Source organism: Rhodococcoides fascians A25f (assembly GCF_000760935.2).
In the GTDB taxonomy this organism is placed as follows: domain Bacteria; phylum Actinomycetota; class Actinomycetes; order Mycobacteriales; family Mycobacteriaceae; genus Rhodococcoides.
Genome location: NZ_CP049744.1, coordinates 3,316,221 through 3,341,761 on the forward strand (window position 1 = coordinate 3,316,221; position 25,541 = coordinate 3,341,761).

Annotated in this window: 26 protein-coding genes; 6 read left to right on the forward strand and 20 right to left on the reverse strand. The window is 64.9% G+C overall.

The genetic code is table 11. The features are described from left to right. Positions 1-27: 27 nt before the first annotated feature. Positions 28-903: a type I methionyl aminopeptidase gene (gene map, locus BH93_RS15585; RefSeq protein ID WP_052065111.1), complete on the reverse strand. Its 876-nt coding sequence runs from the start codon at positions 901-903 to the stop codon at positions 28-30. Positions 904-1,052: 149 nt separating this feature from the next. Here map and BH93_RS15590 point away from each other — a divergent pair, with 149 nt between their 5' ends. Beyond that, entirely contained in the window at positions 1,053-1,925 is an 873-nt protein-coding gene (locus BH93_RS15590) for a helix-turn-helix transcriptional regulator (RefSeq protein ID WP_037174008.1), read from the forward strand. Positions 1,926-1,948: 23 nt separating this feature from the next. Here the strand turns inward: BH93_RS15590 and BH93_RS15595 are convergent, their stop codons facing one another. The 5 genes from BH93_RS15595 to dxr form a co-directional block, all read right to left on the reverse strand. Then, complete coding sequence (locus tag BH93_RS15595) at positions 1,949-3,739, reverse strand: penicillin-binding transpeptidase domain-containing protein (protein ID WP_037174403.1); 1,791 nt, start codon at positions 3,737-3,739, stop codon at positions 1,949-1,951. Positions 3,740-3,825: 86 nt separating this feature from the next. Further along, positions 3,826-4,662 carry a GNAT family N-acetyltransferase gene (locus BH93_RS15600; RefSeq protein WP_032377058.1) on the reverse strand — a complete coding sequence of 279 codons (837 nt, stop codon included), beginning with the start codon at positions 4,660-4,662 and terminating at the stop codon, positions 3,826-3,828. A 121-nt stretch (positions 4,663-4,783) separates the two neighbouring features. Continuing rightward, a complete protein-coding gene (gene ispG, locus BH93_RS15605; RefSeq protein WP_037174404.1) occupies positions 4,784-5,923 on the reverse strand; it encodes a flavodoxin-dependent (E)-4-hydroxy-3-methylbut-2-enyl-diphosphate synthase in 1,140 nt (379 codons plus the stop codon). A 61-nt stretch (positions 5,924-5,984) separates the two neighbouring features. After that, positions 5,985-7,208, reverse strand: a complete 1,224-nt coding sequence (locus BH93_RS15610; protein ID WP_037174010.1) for a M50 family metallopeptidase — start codon at positions 7,206-7,208, stop codon at positions 5,985-5,987. A 5-nt stretch (positions 7,209-7,213) separates the two neighbouring features. Continuing rightward, the gene (dxr, locus tag BH93_RS15615; protein ID WP_242458987.1) at positions 7,214-8,407 is read right to left on the reverse strand and encodes a 1-deoxy-D-xylulose-5-phosphate reductoisomerase; all 1,194 of its coding nucleotides are present in this window, start codon (positions 8,405-8,407) and stop codon (positions 7,214-7,216) included. A 69-nt stretch (positions 8,408-8,476) separates the two neighbouring features. On the opposite strand from dxr, the gene BH93_RS15620 reads away from it, so the two are divergent. Beyond that, positions 8,477-8,998: a DUF1990 family protein gene (locus BH93_RS15620; RefSeq protein WP_052065160.1), complete on the forward strand. Its 522-nt coding sequence runs from the start codon at positions 8,477-8,479 to the stop codon at positions 8,996-8,998. Between the two features lies 1 nt (position 8,999). Here BH93_RS15620 and puuE read toward each other — a convergent pair whose 3' ends face one another. Beyond that, the gene (puuE, locus tag BH93_RS15625) at positions 9,000-9,899 is read right to left on the reverse strand and encodes an allantoinase PuuE (RefSeq protein ID WP_037174406.1); all 900 of its coding nucleotides are present in this window, start codon (positions 9,897-9,899) and stop codon (positions 9,000-9,002) included. Between the two features lie 213 nt (positions 9,900-10,112). Here puuE and BH93_RS15630 point away from each other — a divergent pair, with 213 nt between their 5' ends. Beyond that, complete coding sequence (locus BH93_RS15630; RefSeq protein ID WP_032377055.1) at positions 10,113-10,382, forward strand: DUF2631 domain-containing protein; 270 nt, start codon at positions 10,113-10,115, stop codon at positions 10,380-10,382. Positions 10,383-10,389: 7 nt separating this feature from the next. On the opposite strand, the gene rlmN is transcribed toward BH93_RS15630, so the two are convergent. Continuing rightward, positions 10,390-11,541 (reverse strand): 23S rRNA (adenine(2503)-C(2))-methyltransferase RlmN, encoded by a 1,152-nt coding sequence (rlmN, locus tag BH93_RS15635; protein ID WP_052058493.1) that lies wholly within the window; start codon positions 11,539-11,541, stop codon positions 10,390-10,392. Positions 11,542-11,668: 127 nt separating this feature from the next. Between rlmN and BH93_RS15640 the strand changes: the two genes are divergently transcribed. Both BH93_RS15640 and BH93_RS15645 read left to right on the forward strand, forming a co-directional pair. After that, positions 11,669-12,088: a LapA family protein gene (locus tag BH93_RS15640; protein ID WP_037174012.1), complete on the forward strand. Its 420-nt coding sequence runs from the start codon at positions 11,669-11,671 to the stop codon at positions 12,086-12,088. Positions 12,089-12,190: 102 nt separating this feature from the next. After that, positions 12,191-13,033: an HpcH/HpaI aldolase/citrate lyase family protein gene (locus tag BH93_RS15645; RefSeq protein WP_032403192.1), complete on the forward strand. Its 843-nt coding sequence runs from the start codon at positions 12,191-12,193 to the stop codon at positions 13,031-13,033. A gap of 30 nt (positions 13,034-13,063) precedes the next feature. On the opposite strand, the gene BH93_RS15650 is transcribed toward BH93_RS15645, so the two are convergent. The 6 genes from BH93_RS15650 to rpsB form a co-directional block, all read right to left on the reverse strand. Further along, positions 13,064-13,783 (reverse strand): class I SAM-dependent methyltransferase, encoded by a 720-nt coding sequence (locus BH93_RS15650; protein ID WP_037174408.1) that lies wholly within the window; start codon positions 13,781-13,783, stop codon positions 13,064-13,066. Positions 13,784-13,800: 17 nt separating this feature from the next. Further along, the gene (locus BH93_RS15655; RefSeq protein ID WP_032377052.1) at positions 13,801-14,715 is read right to left on the reverse strand and encodes a phosphatidate cytidylyltransferase; all 915 of its coding nucleotides are present in this window, start codon (positions 14,713-14,715) and stop codon (positions 13,801-13,803) included. Positions 14,716-14,749: 34 nt separating this feature from the next. Further along, complete coding sequence (gene frr, locus BH93_RS15660) at positions 14,750-15,307, reverse strand: ribosome recycling factor (protein WP_037174013.1); 558 nt, start codon at positions 15,305-15,307, stop codon at positions 14,750-14,752. Positions 15,308-15,362: 55 nt separating this feature from the next. Then, positions 15,363-16,091 carry a UMP kinase gene (pyrH, locus tag BH93_RS15665; RefSeq protein ID WP_032377051.1) on the reverse strand — a complete coding sequence of 243 codons (729 nt, stop codon included), beginning with the start codon at positions 16,089-16,091 and terminating at the stop codon, positions 15,363-15,365. Positions 16,092-16,267: 176 nt separating this feature from the next. Continuing rightward, on the reverse strand, positions 16,268-17,092 hold the full coding sequence (gene tsf, locus BH93_RS15670; RefSeq protein ID WP_032377050.1) for a translation elongation factor Ts: 825 nt from the start codon (positions 17,090-17,092) through the stop codon (positions 16,268-16,270). Between the two features lie 159 nt (positions 17,093-17,251). Beyond that, complete coding sequence (rpsB, locus tag BH93_RS15675; RefSeq protein WP_032377049.1) at positions 17,252-18,142, reverse strand: 30S ribosomal protein S2; 891 nt, start codon at positions 18,140-18,142, stop codon at positions 17,252-17,254. A 347-nt stretch (positions 18,143-18,489) separates the two neighbouring features. Here rpsB and BH93_RS15680 point away from each other — a divergent pair, with 347 nt between their 5' ends. After that, entirely contained in the window at positions 18,490-18,996 is a 507-nt protein-coding gene (locus tag BH93_RS15680; protein ID WP_155290948.1) for a M23 family metallopeptidase, read from the forward strand. A gap of 3 nt (positions 18,997-18,999) precedes the next feature. Here the strand turns inward: BH93_RS15680 and BH93_RS15685 are convergent, their stop codons facing one another. From BH93_RS15685 to BH93_RS15710, 6 genes are all read right to left on the reverse strand, one after another. Continuing rightward, entirely contained in the window at positions 19,000-20,268 is a 1,269-nt protein-coding gene (locus tag BH93_RS15685) for a MinD/ParA family ATP-binding protein (protein WP_242458988.1), read from the reverse strand. A 109-nt stretch (positions 20,269-20,377) separates the two neighbouring features. After that, positions 20,378-21,304, reverse strand: coding sequence for a tyrosine recombinase XerC (locus BH93_RS15690; RefSeq protein WP_032377048.1), 927 nt, complete (start codon positions 21,302-21,304; stop codon positions 20,378-20,380). A gap of 69 nt (positions 21,305-21,373) precedes the next feature. Beyond that, complete coding sequence (locus BH93_RS15695; RefSeq protein WP_037174014.1) at positions 21,374-22,156, reverse strand: siderophore-interacting protein; 783 nt, start codon at positions 22,154-22,156, stop codon at positions 21,374-21,376. Between the two features lie 94 nt (positions 22,157-22,250). Beyond that, the gene (gene dprA / locus BH93_RS15700; protein ID WP_032377046.1) at positions 22,251-23,372 is read right to left on the reverse strand and encodes a DNA-processing protein DprA; all 1,122 of its coding nucleotides are present in this window, start codon (positions 23,370-23,372) and stop codon (positions 22,251-22,253) included. Next, the gene (locus tag BH93_RS15705; protein ID WP_032377045.1) at positions 23,369-24,874 is read right to left on the reverse strand and encodes a YifB family Mg chelatase-like AAA ATPase; all 1,506 of its coding nucleotides are present in this window, start codon (positions 24,872-24,874) and stop codon (positions 23,369-23,371) included. The genes dprA and BH93_RS15705 overlap by 4 nt, the downstream gene beginning before the upstream one ends. Continuing rightward, positions 24,874-25,230: a YraN family protein gene (locus BH93_RS15710; protein ID WP_032377044.1), complete on the reverse strand. Its 357-nt coding sequence runs from the start codon at positions 25,228-25,230 to the stop codon at positions 24,874-24,876. Before BH93_RS15710 ends, BH93_RS15705 begins: the two co-directional genes overlap by 1 nt. Positions 25,231-25,541: the final 311 nt, after the last annotated feature.

Below are 25,541 nucleotides of genomic sequence, written 5' to 3' on the forward strand. Positions count from 1 at the left end.
GCTTTCTATTCACTCCGCAGGCTCCGCTCACGGCAGAGTCAGAATCTCGCTGCCCGTCTCGGTGACCACAAGGGTGTGTTCGAACTGCGCGGTCCACTTCTTGTCGTGCGTGACCACCGTCCAGCCGTCGTCCCACATCTCGGCGTTGATGGTGCCCAGGTTGATCATCGGTTCGATCGTGAAGGTCATCCCGGGCTCGATGATGGTGTCCACCGACGGCTGGTCGTAGTGCAGAACGACGAGACCGTTGTGGAAGGTGGTACCGATGCCGTGTCCGGTGAAATCCTCGACCACTCCGTACCCGAACCGGTGCGCATACGACTCGATGACGCGGCCCACCACATTCAGTGCGCGACCCGGCTTGACCGCCTTGATGGCCCGCATGGTGGCCTCGTGTGTGCGCTCGACGAGCAGGCGGGCCTCCTCGGAGACGTTGCCGGCCAAAAACGTTGCGTTGGTATCGCCGTGTACTCCGTCGATGTACGCGGTGACGTCGATGTTGACGATGTCGCCGTCCTCGATCACCGTCGAGTCGGGAATGCCGTGACAGATGACCTCGTTGAGCGAGGTGCAGCACGACTTCGGAAAACCCTTGTAGCCCAACGTCGACGGGTATGCGCCGTGATCGATCATGTACTCGTGAGCGATTCGGTCGAGCTCGTCGGTCGTCACTCCCGGTGCCACCGCCCGGCCCGCTTCCTGTAGGGCCCTGGCCGCGATCTTCGATGCCATCCGCATCTTCTCGATGACCTCGGGAGTCTGCACCCACGGTTCGCTGCCTTCGGCGACAGTCGACTTCCACGCATACTCGGGCCGCTCGATCGACTTGGGCACCGCGAGGACGGGCGATACGACGCCTGGTACGAGTGGCTGACGGGGCTTGCTCTCGGCGGTCACAGACATGTGCCCCAGAGTAGTCGGCCCCGTACCGACACTCCGCCCAGCGCAGGATGCCGGGCAACCGAATCATCGTTCTCTCGAGCGGATATGATCTGGGTCACGTTCAATGCTGACTGCCGACGCTGATTGCCGACTCGAAGAAGGGAAGCACCATGGTTCATGCGAATCTGCTGCGCCCTCGTGACGGCGACGCCCTGCGCGCCGAACTACGCCAGGTGGCAGCATCGTCGAATGTGCCCGTCGTGTTCGGCGGCGAAGTCTCTTCGGAGACTCTGTATCTGAGCGAGTTCCAGGGCACCCGCACCCGCGGCCTCGACGGACTCGCCATCCCACCTCGGTCGGGCCTCGGTGGACGCGTCATGGAACAGCGCAGACCGGCAGCCGTGAGCGATTACGGATCGTCCATGTCGATCACCCATCACTTCGATCGACCGGTGCTCGGCGAAGGCCTCAAATCGATCCTCGCGATGCCTGTGGTGGTGGCGGGAGTCGCTCGGATAGTGATGTACGCCGCGGTACGCGAGCGGGGCCCGCTCGGCGATCGCGTCGGCGACATCATGACGGCAGCCGCGCGACGCCTCGGGCACGAGATCGCCGTTCGCGACGAGGTCGACCGCAGGGTTCGTCTACTGGCGACCACCCGTTCGATCGTCGATTCGGACCTGTCGCGGGCGGCCGAACTGCGCAGCGTTCACGAGGAGCTGGCCGATCTCGCCCGCTCCGTGGGTGACGAGAAGACCCGGCGCAGACTCGACGCAGTCGCAGCGCGGGTGGCCGCGTCATTCGGCGAACAGGTGCCCCACGACCCACAGGTCCAGGAGATATCGCAGTCGTTGACGCCGCGTGAAATCGACGTGATCTCACAGGTTGCGTTGGGCTGCACCAACATCGAGGTTGCACAGCGCCTGTCGATCGGTGCCGAAACGGTCAAGTCGTACCTGCGGAGCGTGATGCGAAAAACCGAGTCGCACACCCGCTACGAAGCCGTGGTGGCGTGCCGTCGGCTGGGCATCGTGACGTCCTGATCCGCCGCACCGGCTAATCGCTCTCAGTACCCCGGCGGCAGCTGCTCGAACATCTCCCGGGTCACCGCAACAGCGTTGTCCGAGCTGCCCCCGCGCACCACGAGGGTGGCGAACGCAATGTCGCCTCGATAGCCGACGAACCACGAGTGCGAGCCGCCTTCGACCTCGGCCTCACCGGTCTTTCCGTAGACCTCACCCTGGTCTGCGATGCGCTCGGCCGTACCGCTGGTGACCACCGATCGCATCATCCCGCGTAGTCCGTCGACCATCGCCGGTTCGATCGGCGGGTGATCGCCGGTGATCACCGTGTCGCGTCCCACCAACAGGTTCGGCACCGGAGTCGAACCGTGGGCCACCGTCGCCGCGGCCAAGGCCATGCCGAAGGTGGAGACGACCACCTTGCCCTGCCCGAAGCCGTCCTCGGTGCGTTGGACGAGCTCGTCCGCCGGGGGCACCGAACCCGAGTCGGTCGGCAGCCCGACGACGTCGTAGTCCGGGCCGACGCCGAACTGGGATGCCGCGACAGTCAACGCGTCGGGCGACATCTCACTGGCCAGTTTCGCGAACGAGGTGTTGCACGATCGAGTGAACGCGGTACTCATCGTCACGTCGCCGAGCGCGAACTCGTTGTAGTTGGGCACACTGCGCTCACCGATCTCGATGCGACCCGGGCACGGAACGGTACTGCCCGGGGTCGCCAGTCCGCTCGAAATGGCCGCGCCGGCGGTGATGATCTTGAACGTCGATCCGGGCGGGTAGAGACCGGCGGAGGCCACCGGTCCGTCCCGGTCGGCGGCCGGGTTCTGCGCTACCGCGAGGATCGCACCCGTCGACGGTTGGATGACCACCGTCATCGCCTGCTCGGTGCGCGCGTTCACCGCTCGCTGCGCCGCGACCTGGATATTGCGATCGAGGCTGATCGAGAAGGATGGAGCGGGCTGCGGCGGAGTGTCGGTCAGGACGTCGACGTCGACGCCGTTCCGGTTGCTGGTCACCACGCTCCAGCCCGCCTGACCGTCGACCTCGTCGATGACGGCCTTCTTGACCTGACCCACCAGATCCGGCGCGAACGTGGGATCGGTGGACACCAGATCCGACTCGTCGGATGCCGTGACACCGGGAATCTCGGTGAGCGCTGCCGAGATGGGCTGAAAGTCGCTCTCGCGCAGCAGTGCCACCGGATAGTCGCCGTCGACCGAGGTCGCCGACTCCACGATGGACTGAGCCGTGATCGACGCGTCGAACGGAGTCAGCAGAGTCGACAACGCAGTCGCAGATGCCACCACATTGTTCGCGTTCGCTGCGTCGAACTTGATTCGATGCACGACGCCGGGCACCAGAACGTCGGTTCCGGAACGCTCGTTGACGCGGGCCCTCGGGGCCGCGGTCGAGCGCAGCGACATGGTTTGGGTGTCGCCGAGCTTGGGATGGATGTCCGACGCCGTCCAGCGCACCACCCAGTCGCCCTCGCTGCGCCCCATGTTCAGCTGACCGTCGTAGGTCCACACCCGGTCCTTCGGCAGCCGCCACGTGTACGTGTAACCGACCGTGGCGGTATCTCCGTCGACCTGCACCGACGTCGTCTGCGCGTCCAAGGACTCGGCCTGCAGATTGGTCCACGCCTCGGTGAGTGCGGTGGCGGCGGCATCGGGCTTGTCGGTGTCCGCAGCGGCGGCGGCGATGTCATTGGACTCGAAGGCGGCGAGAAATGCCTGGGCCGCGGGCTCCGGGCCGTCGGGCTTGGGGGTACACCCGGTGAGAGAGCCGACAACCACGGCTCCGATCGCCAGCACGACGCCGACTCGATACCGCATCTCGGTTGCACCACGTGATCTCATTGCGGCCCATCGTAATAGGGCGCACCCCTTACCGATGGCAACGAAACGCGGTTCGGGACAAGCTAATCGAGCAATACCGTGGTGAAGGTTGCCACCTGAGTCAGCCCGATTTTCGCGTACGCCCGCCGGGCGACGTAGTTGAAGCTGTTCACGTACAGGCTGGCGGTGCGGCCCTGACGAACGACCGAGTCGACCACTGCGGCGGTACCGGACGCACCGAGACCGTGTCCACGCCGGTCGGGGTGAACCCACACACCCTGAATCTGGCCCACCGTCGCCGACTGCGATCCGATTTCGGCCTTGAACACCACTCGGCCGTCCTCGAATCGAGCCCAGGCACGCTGCGCCGCAATGAGACTCGAGATCCGGCGTCTGTATCCACGGCCGCCGTCGTTCTGCCGGGGGTCGACTCCGACTTCCTCGATGAACATGGCGACGGCCGCAGTGAGGTACACGTCGAGCTCGTCGGGTCGAACGAGACGGACCTGAGGATCGGGTGGCAAAGACGAGCGCACCGACGTGGCCAGCAGTGGTTGCTCACCGCGGACCTCCCGGGCGGGGCCCCAGTCGGTCTCGAGCATCTCCCACAGCGGCAGCGTCAGTTCGGCCCGCCCGACCAGCGAGGAACACAATCGGGGGCCGCGGCACGCACGATCTGCGAACGACCGGAGGTCGTCGCTCGATCCGAGGAGTGGGACCAGGTTCGCTCCGTAGAAGCACAACGACTCGTCCGGGCCGCCCCTGCTCCACATCTCGCCGTGAAACGACCTCGGATCCAGTCCGGATTCTTGTACCCGGGCCGCAACCATGCAGGTCGCGACCGGGTCGGCGTCGAGCACCCGCAGCACGTGTGCGGTGTCTCGATTACCGAGAGGCTTCGCACCGAGGAGCTTGAGCACCTACCGACCTCCTGACCCACCTACCGCGTACACATCGACCGAGCGTGCACCGAATCATTCCAGAGAACGTGTTCCCCCGGTGGCAGTGCGACAAACCGGATGACGACCGGGTTCGTCCTGCTCAGCTGACGGTCACCACCGGAGCGCCGCCGTCTGCGGACTCGTCCTTCTCGAACTCCTCGGCGATGCGCATTGCTTCCTCGATCAAGGTCTCCACTATCTGCGCCTCGGGCACGGTCTTGATGACCTTGCCCTTGACGAAGATCTGGCCCTTGCCGTTGCCCGATGCCACGCCCAGATCAGCGTCACGCGCCTCGCCCGGCCCGTTGACGACGCAGCCCATCACGGCAACGCGCAGCGGGATTTCCATGCCTTCGAGGCCCGCAGTGACCTCGTCGGCGAGGGTGTAGACGTCGACCTGTGCACGCCCACAGGACGGGCACGAGACGATCTCGAGCTTGCGGGGGCGGAGATTGAAGGACTGCAGAATCTGGTTGCCCACCTTGATCTCCTCGGCAGGCGGTGCCGACAAGGAGACGCGAATGGTGTCGCCGATCCCCTTGGACAGCAACGCGCCGAAGGCGACGGCGGACTTGATTGTCCCCTGGAACGCGGGCCCGGCCTCGGTGACGCCGAGGTGCAGCGGGTAGTCGCACTGTGCGGCGAGCTGCTCGTACGCGGCGACCATCACGACAGGGTCGTTGTGCTTGACGGAGATCTTGATATCGCCGAATCCGTGTTCCTCGAACAGTCCGGCCTCCCACAGCGCCGACTCGACGAGTGCCTCGGGAGTGGCCTTGCCGTACTTCTTCATCAGGCGGGGATCGAGTGATCCAGCGTTCACACCGATGCGGATCGGGATGTTCGCATCGCCTGCAGCCTTGGCGACTTCCTTGACGCGACCGTCGAATTCCTTGATGTTGCCGGGATTGACGCGCACCGCGGCGCAGCCCGCATCGATAGCGGCGAAGATGTACTTGGGCTGAAAGTGGATGTCGGCGATCACCGGGATCTGGCTCTTCTTGGCGATGATCGACAGCGCATCCGCGTCATCCTGTGTGGGGCACGCCACACGCACGATGTCGCAGCCCGACGCCGTCAGCTCGGCGATCTGCTGCAGCGTGGCGTTGATGTCGTGAGTTTTGGTAGTGCACATGGACTGCACCGAAATAGGGCTGTCACTACCCACTCCCACCGAGCCGACCTGGAGCTGCCTGGTCTTTCGACGTGGCGCGAGTACGGGCACCGGCGGTGCGGGCATTCCCAATCCGACTGACACGGACACAGTGGCCTTCTTTCCTAGCTACGACTGTCGAGTCTACTTAGAACAATTGAATCGGGTTGACGATGTCCGCCGTGAGCGTCAACAAGGAGAACCCGATGAAAACGACGATGACCACGTAGGTGACCGGCATGAGTTTCATGTAGTCCACCGGCGCGCCGTCGGGCAGCCCCCGGCGATTGCGGAAGATGTTGCGGATGCGCTCGTAGATGGTCACCGCGATGTGACCACCGTCGAGCGGTAGCAGCGGCACGATGTTGAAGGCTCCGAGGAAGAAGTTCAGAGACGCGAGCAATCCGACGAACAGTGACCAGTTGTCGTTCTCGGCAGCCTGGCCGCCGATCACGCTCGCACCCACGACACTCATCGGAGTATCGAGTCCACGTTCACCGCCGAAGATCGACTCCCACAGCGCCTGCACCTTGGTGGGAAGCTGCACGAGCGCTTTGCCGGTCTGGACGAAGATGTCACCGGTGAAGACGAACGTCTCGGGTACCGCCTCGATCGGGTTGTACCGAATATTCGGCGGAGCGATCGTGGAACCGCTGACGCCGACCGCGCCGACCGTCGTGGACTCCTTGGCTCCGGTGTCCGGATCGGTGACGACGTAACGCTGTACCTGCGTCACCGGAATCGTGAGATCGAGCGACGAACCGTCTCGCTCGACGGTCAGATCCACCGGTCCGGACGACGCCTGCACGGTCTCGACGACCTCGGACCAGTACTGCACCGGCTCGCCGTTCACTGCGGTGACCACGTCGCCCTTACGTAGCCCCGCTTGCTGAGCCGGGCTCGCTCCCGAGCACGGCGCGAGTTCGCCGTCCTCGGTCTGCGAGGGTGCGATGCACACGACCTCGCTGACCTGGACGGTCGGCGGCGTCACCCGATCCGGTGTTCCCCAGCCCAGGACCAAGGCGTAGACCAGCACGATGCCGAGCACGAAATTCATCGCGATGCCGCCGACCATGACGACGATGCGCTTCCACGTCTTCTGGCGGTACATGGCTCGCTCGACTTCGTCGGGTGCGAGCTCGTCGATCGCCGTCATTCCGGCGATGTCGCAGAATCCTCCGGCTGGAATCGCCTTGAGACCGTACTCGGTCTCGCCGCGCCGGAAGGAGAAGATCTTGGGACCGAAACCGATGTAGTACCGACGGACCTTCATGCCGAGCGCTTTTGCGGTCCACATGTGTCCTGCCTCGTGCAGTGCGATCGACACACCGATGCCGATAGCGAACAGCACGACGCCGAGTGCGAACACCATGTGAGTCAGAGGCCCTTCTGCTTCAGGAGCTCACGCGCGTGTGCGCGAGCCCAGGAATCCGCCGCGAGAACATCGTCCACGCTAGTCGGCACCGCACACCAGTCCGCCCTACCGTCGTCGACCACCGCACGCACCGTGTGCACGATCTGCGGGAATTCGATGTGCCCGGCCAAGAATGCCTCGGCCGCGATCTCGTTGGACGCGTTGTACACCGCAGTCATGCAACCGCCCAGAATGCCGGCCTCGCGTGCGAGCTGTACGGCGGGAAACACTCGATCGTCCAGCGGCTCGAAGTCCCAGGAGAACGCGGAGGTGAAGTCGAGTGCGCGAGCGACATCGGGCACGCGATCGGGCCACCCGAGCGCCAGACCGATCGGCAGCTTCATGTCCGGCGGGCTGGCCTGGGCGATGGTGGAGCCATCGACGAACGTGACCATGGAATGCACGATGGATTGCCGGTGAACGGTCACGTCGATCTTGTCGTACGGCACTCCGAAGAGCAGATGCGCCTCGATCAACTCGAGCCCCTTGTTCACCAGGGTCGCCGAATTCAACGTGTTCATCGGACCCATCGACCAGGTGGGATGGGCCGCGGCCTGCTTCGGGGTTACCGACTTCAGTTCGGTCTCGGTCCACCCTCGGAACGGTCCACCCGACGCAGTCAGGATCAACCGATCCACCTCGCTGCGGGTACCGCTTCGTAGGCACTGCGCCAATGCCGAGTGCTCCGAGTCGACCGGCACGATTTGCCCGGGGGCGGCAGCGGCCAGTACGAGCTCGCCTCCTGCCACCAGTGATTCCTTGTTGGCCAACGCGAGCCGGGAACCGGTTTTCAGCGCCGCGAGCGTCGGTTCGAGACCGAGCGAACCCACCAGCGCATTGAGCACGACGTCAGCCGGAGTCGTCTCGACGAGCTCGGTGACTGCCCGTGGCCCACTGAGTGTTCCGGGAAAATCGAGCGCGGCGGCGGCGTCCGAGTCGGCGACGGCGACACGCTGGACACCGGTTTCGGCGATCTGACGGCGAAGCAGGTCGATGTTTCCGCCGCCCGCTGCGAGACCGACCACAACGAAGCGATCCGGGTTGGCTGCGATGACGTCGAGCGCTTGGGTGCCGATCGAACCGGTACTCCCCAGCAGCAGCACGCGAATCGGCTCGGGGCGATCCGAGGTGGTCGTTCGCTCACTATGGTCTGGCACCGGTCCATTGTTGCCTACCGAGCCTGAGAAACCCCTATGCGCTCCGCCGATGCTGGCAGGGTGGACGGCATGGACGTCTCGAAGTACAGCGCAGCATCGTTCAACTACACCGATGTGGGGGCGACGAAGGGACCCTTCCCAGCGGGCTGCCACTACGTCGAGAGGTCGCGAGTGGTCGGCTCAGGGCTCGACGACTTCGTAGCCGCAGCAGATGCTCTGATGCGGTGGGACATGCATCGCGGTGCCGGTCTGAAGATCCATTCGAGCGAAGATTCCGCCGTTCCCGACGCGGTGGTCGTTCTCACGCTCGGTCCGATCCGTATCCCGTGCAAGGTCGTCTACGTCATCGACGAGGCCAACCGACAGGGCTTCGCCTACGGCACGCTCGACGGACATCCCGAGTCCGGGGAGGAGCTGTTCCACGTCGACTACTCCCCCACGGATGGAACCGTCACCGCTCACATCACCGCGTTCTCGAGCCCTGGCCGCTGGTACACCAGGCTCGGCGGTCCGGTGGGAAGGCGCGTCCAGGCTCTGTTCACCGACCGGTATCTGACTGCGCTGGCGAAGGCCTGCCGTTCGCCGCGCTGAGTCAGGAGCCGGGCGGGTGTACGGCGCGCCAGTGCTCGGCGATGTCGATCCGCTTGGCGACCCATACTTTCTCGTGCGATTGCACATGATCGAGAAACCGTTCGAGGGCCGCGATGCGAGCGGGCCTGCCGACGAGTCGACAGTGCAGTCCGACCGAGAGCATCTTGGGGCTGCCGTTCTCGCCCTCGGAGTAGAGCACGTCGAACGCGTCCCGAAGATGTGCGAAGAACTCGTCTCCGGTCGAGAAGCCTCCCGGTGAGGCGAATCGCATGTCGTTGGTGTCCAGGGTGTACGGCACCACCAGGTGATCGACCGTCCCATTGCCCGTGGACACCTTCTCCCAGTACGGCAGGTCGTCGGCGTAGGAATCGGAGTCGTAGACGAATCCACCGTGCTCGACGACGAGTGATCGCGTGTTCGGTGAATCGCGGCCGGTGTACCACCCCAGCGGGGCCGAGCCGGTCAGCTCCGTCAGAATCGCCACCGCCTCGGCCATGTGCTCACGCTCGACGTTCTCGTCGATCTGCTGATAGGACAGCCACCGCAGGCCGTGGCAAGCGATCTCGTGGCCCAATTCCGCCAGTGCGGCAACCACTTCCGGGTTTCGTTCCATGGCCTTCGCGACGGCGAACACCGTCAGCGGTAGATCTCGCTTCTCGAACGCCCGCAGTACTCGCCACACACCTGCCCTGGATCCGTACTCGTACAGGGACTCCATACTCATGTGCCGGTTCGGAAACGCTTGTGCCCCGATCATTTCCGACAGGAACGTCTCGGACTTGGTGTCGCCGTCGAGCACATTGTTCTCCGCGCCCTCCTCGTAATTGAGGACGAACTGGACGGCGATGTTCGCCTCTCCCGGCCACTGGGCATCCGGTGGTGTTCGGCCGTACCCGACCATGTCACGGGGGTAGCTCAGCGGAAACTGGGTCAACGGGTGCGGAAGGCGCTCGGACGTCACCGAGGCAGTCTCTCACCGAAGTCGACACTCGCGCCGGGTGAGCGCAACCCTGATGGCTACGACGGGCGGTCGTATGCCAATATTGTCGCAACGCGGCAGCCTCGACGCCTCGTGCGCACGTCAACGTGAATCATCACTCGAGAGGACCGACCGGTGGCAAACAACGAACTGGAAACCGCTTCGTACGACCAGGTCGTCGATACCCGTCACGAGGTTCCGGACGTGCCGTCCGCCGAGTGGGGATGGAGTGGCGAGTCGAACCGTGCGATGCGAGTGGCCGCCATCGTCGTCGCCGCGTTCCTGCTCTTCATGATCATCGGCAATCACACCGGCAAGGTCGAGGACCTGTGGCTGATCGGATTCGCCGTCGCTCTGGTCGGACTGGTCGTGCGTGACGTGATCGTTCGCCGCAAGCCCCGCTAGCTGCCGGTCAGTTCTCGGCTGCCAGCTGACCGCACGCCGCGGCGATCTCCTGGCCACGGGTGTCGCGCACCGTGCACGAGACACCCTGCGCAATCACTCGTCTGACGAATTCTCGCTCCACCGGCTTCGGGCTGGCATCCCACTCGCTGCCCGGAGTCGGATTGAGCGGGATCAGGTTCACGTGGACCCGGGATCCGAGCGCCTTGTGCAGCTTCTTGCCCAACATGTCCGCTCGCCACGGCTGATCGTTGACGTCCCGGATCATCGCGTACTCGATCGAGACGCGTCGACCGGTCTGATCGGCGTAGTACCGAGCCGCGGAGAGAACCTCTGCCACCGACCACCGGTTGTTGACCGGAACCAACGTGTCGCGAAGCTCGTCGTCGGGCGTGTGCAAGGACACAGCCAACGTGACGGACAATCCCTCGTCGGCCAACTTGCGAATGGCCGGAGCCAGACCGACCGTCGACACGGTGACCGAACGTTGGGAGAGTCCAAGACCGTCCGGTGCAGGTGAGACGATCTTGCGCACTGCAGCGACGACGCGTTTGTAGTTGGCCAGCGGCTCGCCCATCCCCATGAACACCACGTTCGACAGTCGGCCTTCGCCGCCGTGAACCACGCCGTCACGCAGATCGGCCGCGGCCGAACGGACCTGGTCGACGATCTCGGCGGTCGACAGGTTCCTCGTCAGACCGGCCTGGCCGGTCGCACAGAAAGGACAGGCCATTCCGCACCCGGCCTGACTGGAGATGCACAGAGTCGCCCGATCCGGGTATCGCATCAGAACGCTCTCGAGCAACGTCCCGTCGTTGGCCTTCCACAGGGTCTTTCGAGTGTCACCGTCGTCACATGCCAGGTGCTTGATCGGCGTCAGCAACGTGGGGAAGAGATCGGCACCGACCTTCTCGCGAGCCTCGGCCGGAAGGTCGGTCATCTTGGTGGTGTCGGCTTCGAGCCGCGCGTAGTAGTGGCGCGCCAGCTGATCCGCCCGGAACGCAGGCAGTCCGAGCGCCTTCACCGCCTCCCGGAGGCCCTCTTTGTCCAGGTCGGCGAGGTGACGCGACGGCATGCCCCGGCGCGGCGCAGTGAAGACCAAGGGAAGATTCGGTCTCTTCTGCTCGGTCGAGGTGTTCGTTGCGTCGGCGGCCTCACTCATGTCTCCATTGTCCACCCGTTTGCCTCGCAGTCCTATTCGCGTCGGTTTCCGACCGTTGTCCGACGGGTACTGGCGACGTGGCCGGATGCGCGTGCATTCGACCTCCACGTGCGGAAGGATCATCGACATGGCCACCAGAGCTGAAGACAGTCACGAGGCATCGCTCGACAAGTCGAGCGCAGGCCTCCCCGGCGAACACAGTGCCTCGGGCGACCTCGCTCCGATCACCACTCCGGATTCGGACGGTCACTCGGCACCCGATCCGGAGTTCGTTCCCGAGCGGCAGGCCGCCGGTTCGAACGACATCGCCCACACTCGTACCGCTGCCCTGTGGACCGGCCTCGTGGTGGGAGCCGTGGTACTGGTCATTCTCCTCGTGTTCATCGTGCAGAACCTCGACTCGGTCACCGTGCAGATCTTCGCGTGGCAGCTCGATCTGCCGCTCGGCATCAGCATGTTGCTGGCCGCGATCGCGGGCGCCCTGGTGATGGCCATGGTGGGAGGGGCTCGCATCCTTCAGGTGCGGCGCTCCGCGAAAAAGAAGTAACGCGGCTCGTGAACACTATGTACAGAAGCTGGCGCTGACTCACTGAATCGATCAGGCTGTGGGTGCCCCACTTCACTCGAGGAGCATGACGTGACAACTTTCATGGAGACACCAGTGGCATCCGGCGTTGCCCCCGACCGCGCGCGATCCTGGCTGCTGGTGCCCGCAACCAAGCCCGACACCTTCGGCGATGCAGTCGCGTCGGGAGTCGATGCCGTCATCCTCGACATCGAGGACGCCGTCGCTCCGGCCAAGAAGCCCGCCGCACGCGAGGCTGTTGTTCAGTGGCTGAGCCAGGGCAATTCCGCATGGGTGCGCATCAACGATGCAACAACCCCGTACTGGGCCGACGATCTCGCCGCGTTGTCCGGTCTCCCCGGTCTGGTCGGCGTCATGCTCGCCAAGACCGAAAGCGGTGGACAGGTCGAGGCGACCGCGGCCCGGCTGGCACCCGGTACCCCGATTCTGGCGTTGGTCGAGTCGGCCATGGGCCTCGAAGCGGCTACCGAGATCGCCCGCGCGGATTCGACCTTCCGTCTCGCTTTCGGCAGCGGCGACTTCCGACGCGACACCGGTATGAGTGACGATCCACTGGCCATGGCCTACCCCCGCTCGCGCCTGGTCGTCTCCTCACGGGTGGCACGACTGCCCGGACCCATCGACGGTCCGACGTTGACCGCGAACGACAGCATCCTCGGACGCGATGCAGCCTTGACGCTGTCGATGGGCATGGCAGGCAAACTGTGCATGCACACCGATCAGGTGGCCATCGTCAACCGCGAATTGGCACCCTCACCCACGGACGTGTCCTGGGCACGCGATGTGATCGATGCTCTCGGTGCCGACGGTGCTCACGTCAAAGACGGTAGCGACCTGCCTCGGCTGGCGAAGGCGCTCAAGATCAGCGAACTCGCCGAGGTTTTCGGAATCTCCGGCGCGTCCTGATCACTCGGCGCTGAGGTGCGCGGGCTCACCTCAGCGCAATTCGACTCCCGTCGGTTTGTACCGAACGTGGATGCGATAGCGCACATCCAGAGCGAGTCCGTCGACCTCCCCTGCCGCCATACGCGCTACTCGCGGGGAGAATTCGATTCCCATCACCTCGCGCAAGGTCCGACGGTCGGGAAACGTCCATCTGGTGCCGACGCGGAGCAGCTCGAACCCCTGCGCATCGAAGAATGCCTCGACGGCCGCAGGGTCGTACTGCGGAAGATCCGCACGCATCCAGTCACCGTACGGCGACGCCGTCGCGTCGAGGTCGACCACGACCAGTGCGCCGCCGGGCCGGAGGACGCGCATCGCCTCGCGGATACCCGGACCGCAGCCGGGGCCGAAGAAGTACGCCGTGCGGGCATGAACGAGGTCGATGCTCGCGTCGGCGACCGGTAGCGAATCTGCTCGAGCGACCTTCACGTCGACGTTCGAGAGGCCGGCCACCCGCGATCTCGCCGCGGCCGCAAGCGGTTCGTGCGGCTCGATACCCAGCACACCGTCGGCATCGGCGGCAAAGATCGGAAGGTGAAATCCGCTTCCGCAGCCCACGTCGACAACTGTCCTGGACGCCCAGTCCGCGACCGACCTGATCGCCTCGAACACGGCACCGTCGACATCTTGAGCACGGTTCTCTGCCTCGTACAGGTGCGGCCAGTGCCAGATGTTGGGACTGGGGATCACCCCGCCGCGGTTTCCGCGCATCGTCCGATCGAGTCGTTTCAGAGCAGGACGGTGAAGACGAGCCATGCAACGAACGCCGACGGCAGCAGCGAGTCGAGTCGGTCCATGATGCCGCCGTGCCCGGGGAGCAACGAGCCCATGTCCTTGATTCTCAGGTCGCGCTTGACCTGCGATTCGATGAGGTCACCCAGGGTGCCCGTGACGACAAGCACGACTCCCAGCAACACACCGATCATCGAGTTCGCCTCGAGGATCAGGGTCACCGTCAGCAGGCAACCGATGACGCAGAAGATGAGCGACCCGACGAGCCCCTCCCAGGACTTCTTCGGGCTGATCGCCGGTGCCATCGGGTGTTTGCCGAACAACACGCCGGCGATGTAACCGCCGACGTCCGAACAGACGACGCCGATGACGAACACCAGGATGCGGCCGGCACCGTTGTCCTGCAGAACCATCAGAACGGCGAACGAGGCCAGGAGCGGTAACCAACAGGCCACCAGAACGGTGACCGAGAGTTCTTCGAGGTAATTCTTGGGTGCGGTGCCGAAGCCTTGACGGAGTAACAGCCACACCATGCAGACCACAACGGTGCCCACCGCGGCACTGAGTACTCCGACGGCACCGAACGGCCAGCCCAGCCAGATCATGGCCTGACCGCCGAGAATCAGCGGGATGCGCGGAACCAGCACACCGCCCTCACGGAGCCGCTTGGAGACCTCGTACGTCGCGACCGCCAACGCAACCGCGACGACACCGATCCACACCAGCGGGACGAACACGAGCACGAGAATCAACCCGATACCCAAGCTGCCGCCGACGCCGATCGCGGCAGGCAGATTACGGCCGGCTTTCCCGGCGGACTTCGCGGCAGCGACCCCGGACGAGGCAGCGGGCGTACCGCTGCCCTCCTGCCGATCCGGTCCCACCACTGTCGTCAACTCCTCGCGATTCATCGTCTGCCGTCGTGAAAGCCACTCCCCTCGGAGGTCAGACCTCCATCAACTCGCCCTCTTTGCGCTTGACGAGTTCGTCCACCGACGCGGTGTACTTGGCGGTCGTCTTGTCGAGCTCGTTTTCCGCGCGCACGACGTCGTCCTCGCCCGCTTCGCCGTCCTTCTGGATTCGCTTGAGCTCTTCCATCGTCTTGCGGCGAACGTTGCGAATGGAGACCTTCGCGTCCTCGCCCTTGCCCTTCGCCTGCTTGACGAATTCGCGGCGTCGTTCCTCGGTCAACTGCGGCACACCGATACGAATCAGGTTGCCGTCGTTCGTGGGGTTCACGCCGAGGTCCGAGTTGCGGATCGCGGTTTCGATCGGCCCCAGCTGATTCGACTCGTACGGCTTGATCACGACCAGACGAGCTTCCGGAACGCTGATGCTCGCCAGCTGAGTGATCGGCGTCGCCGCTCCGTAGTACTCGATGACGATGCGCGAGAACATTCCGGGGTTGGCACGCCCGGTACGGATCGAGGACAGATCGTCACGTGCAACCGATACGGCCTTCTCCATCTTCTCTTCGGCGTCGAAGAGCGCTTCGTCAATCACGATCTGTCCTCCATCGTCTTCGTTCTCGATTCGCCCGCGGTCTTGTCGGTGACGTTCACGACGTGACCAGCGTGCCGATCTTCTCGCCCGCCACGGCGCGAGCAATGTTTCCTTGAACCAACAAATTGAACACCAACATCGGCATCTGGTTGTCCATGCAGAGGCTGAAGGCCGTCGCGTCGGCGACTTTGAGTCCCTGCTCGATCGCCTCGCGGTGGGTGATCGTGTCGAACATCGTCGCGTCGGGGTCCAGACGCGGATCTGCCGAGTACACGCCGTCGACGCCCTTTGCCATCAGCAGCACCTCGGCTCCGATTTCGAGAGCGCGCTGTGCGGCCGTGGTGTCGGTGGAGAAGTACGGCATCCCCATCCCGGCCCCGAAGATCACCACGCGGCCCTTCTCCAGGTGCCTGCGCGCGCGTAGCGGTAAGTACGGCTCCGCGACCTGGCCCATGGTGATTGCCGTCTGCACCCTGGTTGCCACTCCCTGCTTTTCCAGGAAATCCTGCAGTGCAAGGCAATTCATGACCGTGCCGAGCATGCCCATGTAGTCCGAGCGAGATCGATCCATTCCGCGCTGCTGCAGTTCGGCACCACGGAAGAAGTTTCCGCCACCGATCACCACGGCGACCTGAACTCCGGTGGCCACCACCTCGGCGATCTGTTCGGCAACGTTGTTCACGACATCCGGGTCGAGCCCCACTTGGCCGCCACCGAACATCTCCCCACCCAGTTTGAGCATCACACGTCGGAACCCGGGACGGTCAGGGGCCGGATCGGTCATAGCTCTCCTCGGTACTCGTCGAACACTACGGTTTACTCACCGATCATCCTGCCCTATCGACACCCGATCGGTGGACACGGCTCCGACCTGCACTCCCACCTGCCCTGCGCACGAACGATGCCGCCCACTCGATGGAATCGAATGAACGGCATCGCCTCGACCGACAGGTGCGCAGACTAGCTGGCGCCGACCTCGAATCGAGAGAAGCGGGTGATGGTCACGCCGGCCTCGTCGAGAATGGCCTTCACGGTCTTGTTGCCGTCCTGAACCGACTTCTGCTCGGTGAGAACGACGTCCTTGAAGAATCCGTTGACGCGACCTTCGACGATCTTCGGCAGAGCCTGCTCCGGCTTGCCTTCTTCGCGAGCGGTCTCTTCGGCGATGCGACGCTCGGCCGCAACCAGATCCTCGGGGACCTCGTCACGGCTGACGTACTTGGCCTTGAGCGCGGCGATCTGCATGGCGGCCGCGCGAGCGGCATCGCCTGCGGCGTCGCCGTCACCGGTGTATTCGACCAGCACGCCGACGGCAGGCGGCAGGTCCGCGCTGCGCTTGTGCAGGTACGTCGCGGTGTTGCCCTCGTAGGACACGACGCGGCGGATTTCCAGCTTCTCGCCGATCTTGGCCGACAACTCGTTCAGGGCCGTTTCGACGGTCTTGCCGTTCAGGTCGAGCGCCTTGAGGGCGTCGACATCGGCCGGCTTGCCTGCTGCAGCCGTCGACGCGACGGACGCGGCGAACGTCTGGAACTCGTCGTTCTTGGCCACGAAGTCGGTCTCGGAGTTGATCTCCACGAGCACGCCACCTTCGGCGACGACGAGGCCCTCGGCGGTGTTGCGCTCGGCGCGCTTGCCGACGTCCTTGGCACCCTTGATACGCAGGTACTCGACGGCCTTGTCGTAGTCGCCGTCGTTCTCGGCGAGCGCGTTCTTGCAGTCCATCATTCCGGAGCCGGTGAGCTCACGGAGCCGCTTGACGTCGGCGGCAGTGTAGTTCGCCATCGTGGGCGAGCCTCCTCAAAGTCTGGTTACGGGCGTTGACGAAAAATGCTGTTCTCAGGCGTGATCGACGGGCTCACTTCAGAGCTGACGCGACGACCACCCTGACATACCGAAGCGGCCCCGGCCCACCCCACTTCGGTGAACCGGGACCGAATTCGATCAAGCCTGAGCGGCCGGTGCTTCCTCTGCTGCCGGAGCCTCTGCAGCGGGAGCGTCGGTTGCCGGAGCTTCCTCTGCTGCCGGTGCCTCGGTTGCCGGTGCGTCGGCTGCCGGTGACGCCTGCTGGAGCTGCTCGAGCTCCCACTCGGCGAGGGGCTCGCCTGCGCCGACCTCGGGCTTGGCGTCGGATGCAGTGTTCTGACCTGCTCGCGCCTGCACGCCCTCGGCGACTGCGGATGCGACGACCTTGGTCAGCAGCGCAGCGGAACGGATCGCGTCGTCGTTGCCCGGGATCGGGTAGTCGACCACGTCGGGATCGCAGTTGGTGTCGAGGATCGCGATGACCGGGATGTTCAACTTGCGAGCCTCGGCAACGGCGAGATGCTCCTTGTTGGTGTCGACGATCCAGATGGCCGACGGAACCTTGGCCATGTCTCGGATGCCACCGAGGGTGCGGTCGAGCTTGGTCATCTCACGCGTGAGCATGAGGATTTCCTTCTTGGTGCGTCCCTCGAAGCCACCGGTCTGCTCCATGGCCTCGAGCTCCTTGAGGCGGAGCAGACGCTTGTGCACAGTCTGGAAGTTGGTGAGCATGCCACCGAGCCAGCGCTGGTTCACGTAGGGCATGCCCACGCGGGTCGCCTCAGCGGCGATGGACTCCTGTGCCTGCTTCTTGGTTCCGACGAACAGAACCGTGCCGTTGTGGGCGACGGTCTCTTTGACGAACTCGTAGGCCTTGTCGATGAAGGTCAGAGTCTGCTGCAAGTCGATGATGTAGATGCCGTTGCGGTCGGTGAAGATGAATCGCTTCATCTTCGGGTTCCAGCGACGGGTCTGGTGTCCGAAGTGTGTGCCGCTGTCGAGCAGCTGCTTCATTGTTACTACAGCCATGGCTGAAGAACTCTCTTTCGATGGTGCGGTTGACGCAGAGTGTCGGTGACCTCTGCCCTGGCGGCCGCTGGAGTTGCCGGACCTGCGAATCTCGAGGATCCTCAGGACCGCCGACAACCGGTTCTCGTATCGGTAGTTCTGCCGTGGCAGTCGATGCGAAGAAAGCGGACGCGCGAAGTCGACCCGTGCACGCACAGGCCGCATCGACGATTGTAGACCTGCCGCGCCCCCCGTCATAACCAGGCCCGACTGTCAAGAGATTCCGCTACCTGTGGACAAAGAAGTCCGCTGTCCACAATCGACGTTCGCTGTCGTTTCGATGCTCGGATTCGGGAGATGGTCGACGGGTGAACATTCGTCTCGCACTACGGGCATCGTCGATCGGCGTCGTGGTCGCCCTCTCGCTCTCGACGGCGGTGGCATCGGCCGCTCCGGGCGACTTCACCTGGCCGTTGCAACCGAAGCCCCGCATCGTCACCCCGTTCGACCGCCCCGACCAGAATTGGCTTCCCGGACACCGCGGTGTCGACCTGGCCGCCGAGGAGGGCCGATCGGTACTGGCGGTGGCCGACGGCACGGTGGTGTTCGCCGGTTCGGTCGCGGGGAAACCCGTCGTGTCGGTCGACCATCCGGGAGGACTGCGATCGACGTACGAGCCGGTGACGGCCTCGGTTGCGGCAGGAACCCGGGTCCGACGCGGAACGGTGCTGGGTTCGCTGGCGTCCGGACACGAGGGCTGCTCGTCCGCATGTTTGCACTGGGGCATCAGGCGGGGCCGCGAATACCTCGATCCGACGGCTCTGGTGCGCACCCGTCCGATCAGACTGAAACCAGTCGACGGACCGAGCCGGTGATCGTCAGCGCGGGGGGCCGGAGTGTCTGCCGGACGCTGCTGGAAAATCGTCCGCGACCATGGCGGCGAGCTCGACGAATGCGCTCCTGGTCTGGGGGCGCAACATGTCGAGATCGACCACGGCACCCTCGGCCAGATGCTCGTCGAACGGAACGACGAGGACGGCTCGACAGCGCTCGAGAAAATGCTGCTGCAGCAGGTTCATGTCCACTGCCGACGAGCCAGGACGAACCGAGCTGATCACCACTACCGTTCGCTCGACCAGGTGTCCGTAACCGTGCAGCTCCAGCCAGTCCAACGTCGCCGCTGCACTGCGCGCACCGTCGACCGCCGGCGAGCTGACCAGAACCAGCGCATTCGCCAGTTGCAGCACCCCGTTCATCGCCGAGTGCATGATGCCGGTTCCGCAATCGGTCAGGATCAGGTTGTAGTAGACCTGCAGCATGTCGATGACGGCTCGGTAGTCCTCTTCGCCGAACATTTCCGACGCCGCCGGGTCGCGCTCTCCCGCAAGCACTTCCAGTCGACTCGGTGCCTGCGAGGTGTGCTCGCGAATGTCGGAGTAGCGCCGAATGTTCGGCGCGGCGGCCAACAGGTCTCGGACGGTCGACGCCGTCTGCCGCGGAACCCGCTCTCCGAGGGTGCCGAAATCGGGGTTCGCGTCCACTGCGATGACACAATCTCCCCGCAACGACGCGAACGTCGAACCGAGGCCGAGAGTGGTCGTCGTCTTGCCGACACCACCCTTGAGCGAGAGGAACGCGATCCGGTAGTCACCGAGCACGGGCTGGCGGATGCGCTCGACCTGATTTCGGTACCGCTCCTCAGCGGTCGACTCACCCGGATTGATGACACCACCGGTCAGCCGGTGAACGCCTCGACGCCATCCGGAGTTCGACGCGCGCTTGGGACGCTTGAGCAGCGAATCCGCGCCGAGGTCCTGACTGTTGGGCCGATACGGATTGGGGGCACCCGCCCACGGTTGGGGCGACCAACCTCCAGTCGGTGCCGGAAACTCCTCGGGCCGCGACTGTGCGGGCAAGTGTCGGTTGGGCTCCGGGGCCACCGGACCCGGCTCGAGCGGCACGGGTGGGTTGTACCGGGGCGGAACGGCCCGTCGGTCGATCGAATCGGGCGTCTGCCAGGGTGGCGGCTGCCGAGGCGATCGCGAACTCGGCTCCGATGATGCCGGCCGAGAACCGTTCTCCGGTGCCGTGCCGCTTCGGTCGCCGGGCTCCTGGCCCTGCGCCGCGAAGTCCTGACGGCCATGCATCGACCACGGCTCCGAAGTACCTTGCGGTCGGTCGCGGTCCACGGTCCCCCGTATTCGGTCTTGTTGGTCGGTGATGACGCTACCAAACGTAGCGCCGCCGACGCTCGACTCACGCTCGGGGGTGAGCCTGATCGTGCACGGCACGCAACCGTTCGACCGATACGTGGGTGTAGATCTGCGTGGTCGCGAGGGAGGCGTGCCCCAGCAACTCCTGCACCACCCTGAGATCGGCACCGCCTTCGAGGAGATGGGTCGCTGCTGTGTGGCGCAAGCCGTGCGGACCGAGGCTGGGGCCACCGGGAACGGTGTCGAGCACGGCATGAACTGCTGTTCTGGCCTGCCGCTGGTCGAGCCGCCCACCTCGCCTACCCAGCAACAGCGCGGCCCCGGATCGCTCATCGGCCAATTCCGGCCTGCCGCTGACGAGCCAGTTCTCCAGTGCGTGTGCTGCCGGCATGCCGTACGGCGCAGAACGTTCCTTGTTTCCTTTACCCAGAACGCGAATCAGGCGGCGATCGGTGTCGACGTCGTCGATGTCGAGTCCGCACAGCTCTCCGACGCGGACCCCGGTTGCGTACAGGAGCTCGACGATGAGCCGGTCTCTCAGCGCGATCGGATCGAGCTCGGCAGCACCCGATTCGGCAGCGGCCAATGCCTCGGCCGCTTGATTGTGGCGCAGTACACCGGGCAAAGTCCGGTGACTCGACGGTGCTGCCAACCGTTCTGCAGGCCCGATCTGCACCGCTCCCACCCGCTCGAGCCACTTGCCGAAGGTCCGCGCCGACGATGTGCGCCTGGCCATCGAGGTTCTGGCCGCACCGGCCGCCGAATACTTCGCCAACCAGGAGCGCACAGCGCGGAGATCGAGATCGGCGATGGTCGCTTCGGGGTCGGAGTCCGCCAGATGCGCGAGGAGCGATCGAGCATCCGCGACGTAGGCGCGGATGGTGTGCTCGGAGCGCTCTCGACCGAGTCGAAGGTGTTCGGCGAACTCTTCGATGTGGATGCCGAGGTGGGGCGGCAGCGAATCGGTCATCGGCTCAGCTTGAGCGCTCCCACGCTCCGCGACAACCGGACACGCCGACCGTCACGAGCCGTCGCCCGTTCAGGCGTCGACACCGGCTTCGGCCTGCGCGAGCTCGCGCTTCCACACTCGGAAGTTCTCCTCGGTCCGCCCTCGACGCCAGTAGCCCGAGATCGACGCCCACTCGGCACCGACCCCACGCTCCTTGCGAATGTAGGGCCGGATGTTGTGCATCACGGCCTGCGCCTCACCGTGCACGAAAACCTGCGCCTGGCCGGGCAGCCATTCCGTGCCCTTGACTGCTGCGATCAAGGGAGCGTTGTCGCCGGCCAGGTCGTCGCCGACGTCGTTCGAGGATGCACCCCGGTGAACCCAGGTGACATCGACGACGGCGAGCGTCTCCATGTAGATCTCGTCGTGACGGTCGGCAACTTCGATGAAGACTTTGGCGATGGCGTCTTCGGGCAGCGCCTCCACGGCGGCCGAGATAGCGGGAATCGCCGATTCGTCACCTGCGAACAGATGCCAGTCCGCGTCGGGTCGAGGGGCGTACCCACCGGACGGACCGAAGAACGACATCTCGTCCCCCGGCTTCGCCTTGGTGGCCCACGGCCCGGCAACTCCTTCGTCGCCGTGCACCACGAAGTCGATCGCGATCTCGCGCGCACTCGTGTCGACGGATCGAACGGTGTAGGTGCGCATGATCGGATCGTCGTCGGTTCCGAAGAACAGCTTGACGTAGGCGTCGGTCTCCTCGATCGCGTCGAAGTCGTCGAAATTCTCTCCGCCGAGGTACACCCGGTACATGTGCGGGGTGAGCGCCTCGGTGCGCAGGACGGACAGGGTGGTTTTCTTGCGTGGCACTTCGGACCCCTCTTCGAGCGAACGACGTCGATGCGTGCTGCACCGACTAAGCATTACCTAACACCCTACCTTCGGGGCTCGGCGAGCGTGGTGTTCATCCCCGCACCACGCGGAACCACCCCGTCTCGTCGCTGGCAACGAAGCCGTCCATTTCCAGCACAGGCAGTGCAGCGCGCACCTTGCCGATCGGCACACCGGACTGTTCGGACAACTCGCGGCTCGACAGCGACCCGGTTGCCGGCAACGCGTCGTAGATCAACAATCCGGTCTCCGAGAGCGCATCCGTCTCCCGAAAGAGGTCGGGCCGCCATTCCTCCGGCGACCCGAGGGCACCGGCCTCGGCAACGACATCGTGCGAGCTCGACACCAGCACGGCCTCGCCGTCGCGGATCATGCGATGGCACCCCTTGGACGTGGGTGATGTGACCGGGCCGGGAACCGCGAGTACCGGACGACCCAGTTTTTTCGCCCATGCCGCAGTGTTGCGAGCCCCGCTGCGCCACCCGGCCTCGACCACCACCACTGCCGATCCGAGTGCCGCAACGAGTCTGTTGCGAGCGAGGAAGCGATGCTTGGCAGGGGTGGTGCCCGGTGCGTATTCGCTCAGGACCAGCCCGTGATCGGCTATCTGTCGCAGCAATCGCGAATGCCCCGCCGGATACGCACGGTCGACGCCACAGGCGAGCACCGCCATCGTCGTTCCCTCTACTCCGAGAGCCGCCCGATGCGCCGCGGCATCGATCCCGAAGGCCGCTCCCGAAATGATGGTCCAACCGTCGAGTGCGAGGTCTGCCGAAATTTCTGCGGTCACGTGATCCCCGTACGGGCTCGATGCACGGGTCCCCACGATCGACACCGATCTTTCGGTGGCCGTTGCGACGGGCCGATTTCCGAGCGCCCACAACGCAATCGGAGGACAGGTGTCCACCCCTGCGGTCAGACCCGATCCGTCGAAGCCGAGGAATCTCCACGCCGGCCACTCGTCGTCGTCGGGAGTGATCAACCGGCCACCCAGCGCGCCGATGTGATCGAGATCGGCTGCAGCGGTGTCGATGTGGGCACGTACCTCGAGCCGCTCGCCCAATCGGCCTGCCCGCACCGCCGCAGCGGCCGCTTCCGGGCCGTGCGCCGCGGCATGGTCGACCACGAGTCGATGCGGGCCCTGCGCCACCCGCGACAGATATGCCCACGCGAGTCGGCGTGCGTCGTGGGTCATGCCACTCCCCTGTCGCGGAAATCCAGTGCGGCTCCGACCTCGTCGGCACCCGGAACCGTGCCACCTGCGAGGTCGCTCAGCGTCCACGCCACCCGTATCGCCCTGTCTGCTCCCCGCGCGGTCAACGATCCGTTCCGCAGCGCACGCTCCACCGGCGCGAGCGTCGAGCGCGCCAGCCGAAACCGTTGCCGTAGCGCAGGTCCCGGGACTTCTGCATTTGTTCTCCAGCCGAAATCCTGCCACCGGTGGGCGGCCGCGTCCCTGGCTCCGGTCACGCGTGCGCGGATCTCACTCGTTCCCTCCCCCACCTCGTCGACCAGCGCTCCCGTCGCGACACCCATCATCTGTATGCGGAGATCGACACGGTCCAGCAACGGCCCCGAAAGCTTTCCGAGATATTTGCGCCGAGCAGTGGGCGCACAGACACAATCGACCTGTCGCGCAGGTGCGCACGGGCACGGGTTCGCCGCCAGAACCAGCTGAAATCGAGCCGGATATCTCGCCACACCGTCTCGACGAGCAATGCGAATCTCACCGTCCTCCAACGGAGTCCGCAGAGCCTCGAGTACGCGAACGCTCATCTCGGCGCATTCGTCCAGAAACAGGACTCCGCGATGCGCGCGACTGACCGCTCCCGGCTTGGCCATTCCCGTTCCCCCACCCACCAAGGCGCTCACCGACGTCGAATGATGAGGTGCGATGAACGGCGGCGATGTGATGAGCGGTCGCGCAGTGGTCAACAACCCGGCCACCGAATGGATGGCCGTCACCTCGAGCGCCTCGGACTCGGTCAGCGGTGGCAGAATCCCCGGAAGACGCTGCGCCAGCATAGTTTTGCCGATCCCCGGCGGTCCGGTCAGCATGATGTGATGCGCTCCGGCTGCCGCCACTTCCAGAGCCCACCGCGCATCCGCCTGCCCGGCTACATCACTGAGATCCGGATAGATCTCCTGATGCCACTCGGTCGGCACCGGCGATTCCAAGGCTTGCTCGCCGCGAAGCCACGCCACGACATCCCCGAGCGAGCCTGCGCCCAGCACGTCGATACCGTCCACCAGGCCCGCCTCGGGTAGACACTGCATCGGGACCACCACCCGTTGCCAACCTGCACCCTTGACCGCAAGCACACCGGGCAAGACCCCGCGAACCGCCCTGAGCCGGCCGTCCAGAGCGAGTTCGCCCAGAAACACCGTCTCCGACAGACTCCCGCGCGGAATGGCCTTCGCCGCATCGAGAACAGACAACGCGAGAGCGAGGTCGTACACCGATCCACCCTTGGGCAACGTCGCGGGCGACAGCGCGAGAATCACCCGGCTGTCCGGCCACGTGCCACCCGAGTTCTTCACGGCAGCTTTCACGCGATCTCGCGACTCGTTCAGCGCGGTATCGGGCAGACCGACCAGATGGGTGCCGGGCAAGCCCTGCCCGATATCGGCTTCGATCTCCACCAGCACACCGTCGACACCGTTGACCGCAACCGAATGCGCTCTCCCGAGTGGCATCAGAACGCAGCCCGGATGTGAGTGATCACCGGATTGTCGTCTCTCCCGACCACGATCGCGATCACGTCGAATCTGATCTGCACCCACGGACCCTGTTGCAGGGCAAGCCACGACAGCGCCAGCCCTCTGATCCGCACCTGCTTGGTGTACGTCACAGCCTCGGCCGGCGTTCCGTAACCGATTCCCGAACGCGTCTTCACCTCGACGAACACCATGGTGTCACCCTCGCGCGCGATGATGTCGAGCTCACCGGATCGATGCCGCCAGTTCCGCTCGATCACCTCGAGCCCGATGTCCTCGAGATGGCGCACCGCGAGGTCCTCACCGCGCGCACCGAGTTCCTGATTGGTCGCCATATCCGCATTCCTCCACTCTCCGGCCGTACTTCGCGGCCGATTCGGTGGTACCGAAGGTGGCACGTCCGAATCGAGGAGAAACAAGGAATGCGCAGGTGGGCGATTACCCTGTGGACAACTGCTCGCCTGTGCACGAACGGGCAGATGTGCGGAGACAAAATGTCGGCATTGTCGGACCTTCGTGTTACAGCGTGGGCGAGTTACAGCGTCGGCGAGTGACAACGGCCCGGAGGCAGTGGCCCCCACGCACAAAACTCCGCCCGAATTCAGAATTCGGACGGAGCTGATGCCGAGCGTCGACACCAGGAAAC

Coding starts and splice junctions, on each gene's coding strand:
- BH93_RS15655 (WP_032377052.1), bottom strand. CDS start 14,715: ATGAATCGCGAGGAGTTGACGACAGTGGTGGGACCGGATCGGCAGGAG.
- BH93_RS15650 (WP_037174408.1), bottom strand. CDS start 13,783: ATGCGCGGAAACCGCGGCGGGGTGATCCCCAGTCCCAACATCTGGCAC.
- BH93_RS15685 (WP_242458988.1), bottom strand. CDS start 20,268: ATGCATGGCCGTCAGGACTTCGCGGCGCAGGGCCAGGAGCCCGGCGAC.
- rlmN (WP_052058493.1), bottom strand. CDS start 11,541: ATGAGTGAGGCCGCCGACGCAACGAACACCTCGACCGAGCAGAAGAGA.
- BH93_RS15595 (WP_037174403.1), bottom strand. CDS start 3,739: ATGCGGTATCGAGTCGGCGTCGTGCTGGCGATCGGAGCCGTGGTTGTC.
- BH93_RS15710 (WP_032377044.1), bottom strand. CDS start 25,230: ATGGCGACCAATCAGGAACTCGGTGCGCGCGGTGAGGACCTCGCGGTG.
- BH93_RS15705 (WP_032377045.1), bottom strand. CDS start 24,874: ATGCCACTCGGGAGAGCGCATTCGGTTGCGGTCAACGGTGTCGACGGT.
- map (WP_052065111.1), bottom strand. CDS start 903: ATGTCTGTGACCGCCGAGAGCAAGCCCCGTCAGCCACTCGTACCAGGC.
- dprA (WP_032377046.1), bottom strand. CDS start 23,372: ATGACCCACGACGCACGCCGACTCGCGTGGGCATATCTGTCGCGGGTG.
- BH93_RS15590 (WP_037174008.1), top strand. CDS start 1,053: ATGGTTCATGCGAATCTGCTGCGCCCTCGTGACGGCGACGCCCTGCGC.
- ispG (WP_037174404.1), bottom strand. CDS start 5,923: ATGCCCGCACCGCCGGTGCCCGTACTCGCGCCACGTCGAAAGACCAGG.
- pyrH (WP_032377051.1), bottom strand. CDS start 16,091: ATGACCGATCCGGCCCCTGACCGTCCCGGGTTCCGACGTGTGATGCTC.
- BH93_RS15645 (WP_032403192.1), top strand. CDS start 12,191: ATGGAGACACCAGTGGCATCCGGCGTTGCCCCCGACCGCGCGCGATCC.
- BH93_RS15620 (WP_052065160.1), top strand. CDS start 8,477: ATGGACGTCTCGAAGTACAGCGCAGCATCGTTCAACTACACCGATGTG.
- BH93_RS15610 (WP_037174010.1), bottom strand. CDS start 7,208: ATGGTGTTCGCACTCGGCGTCGTGCTGTTCGCTATCGGCATCGGTGTG.
- rpsB (WP_032377049.1), bottom strand. CDS start 18,142: ATGGCTGTAGTAACAATGAAGCAGCTGCTCGACAGCGGCACACACTTC.
- tsf (WP_032377050.1), bottom strand. CDS start 17,092: ATGGCGAACTACACTGCCGCCGACGTCAAGCGGCTCCGTGAGCTCACC.
- BH93_RS15640 (WP_037174012.1), top strand. CDS start 11,669: ATGGCCACCAGAGCTGAAGACAGTCACGAGGCATCGCTCGACAAGTCG.
- puuE (WP_037174406.1), bottom strand. CDS start 9,899: ATGGTCGGGTACGGCCGAACACCACCGGATGCCCAGTGGCCGGGAGAG.
- BH93_RS15690 (WP_032377048.1), bottom strand. CDS start 21,304: ATGACCGATTCGCTGCCGCCCCACCTCGGCATCCACATCGAAGAGTTC.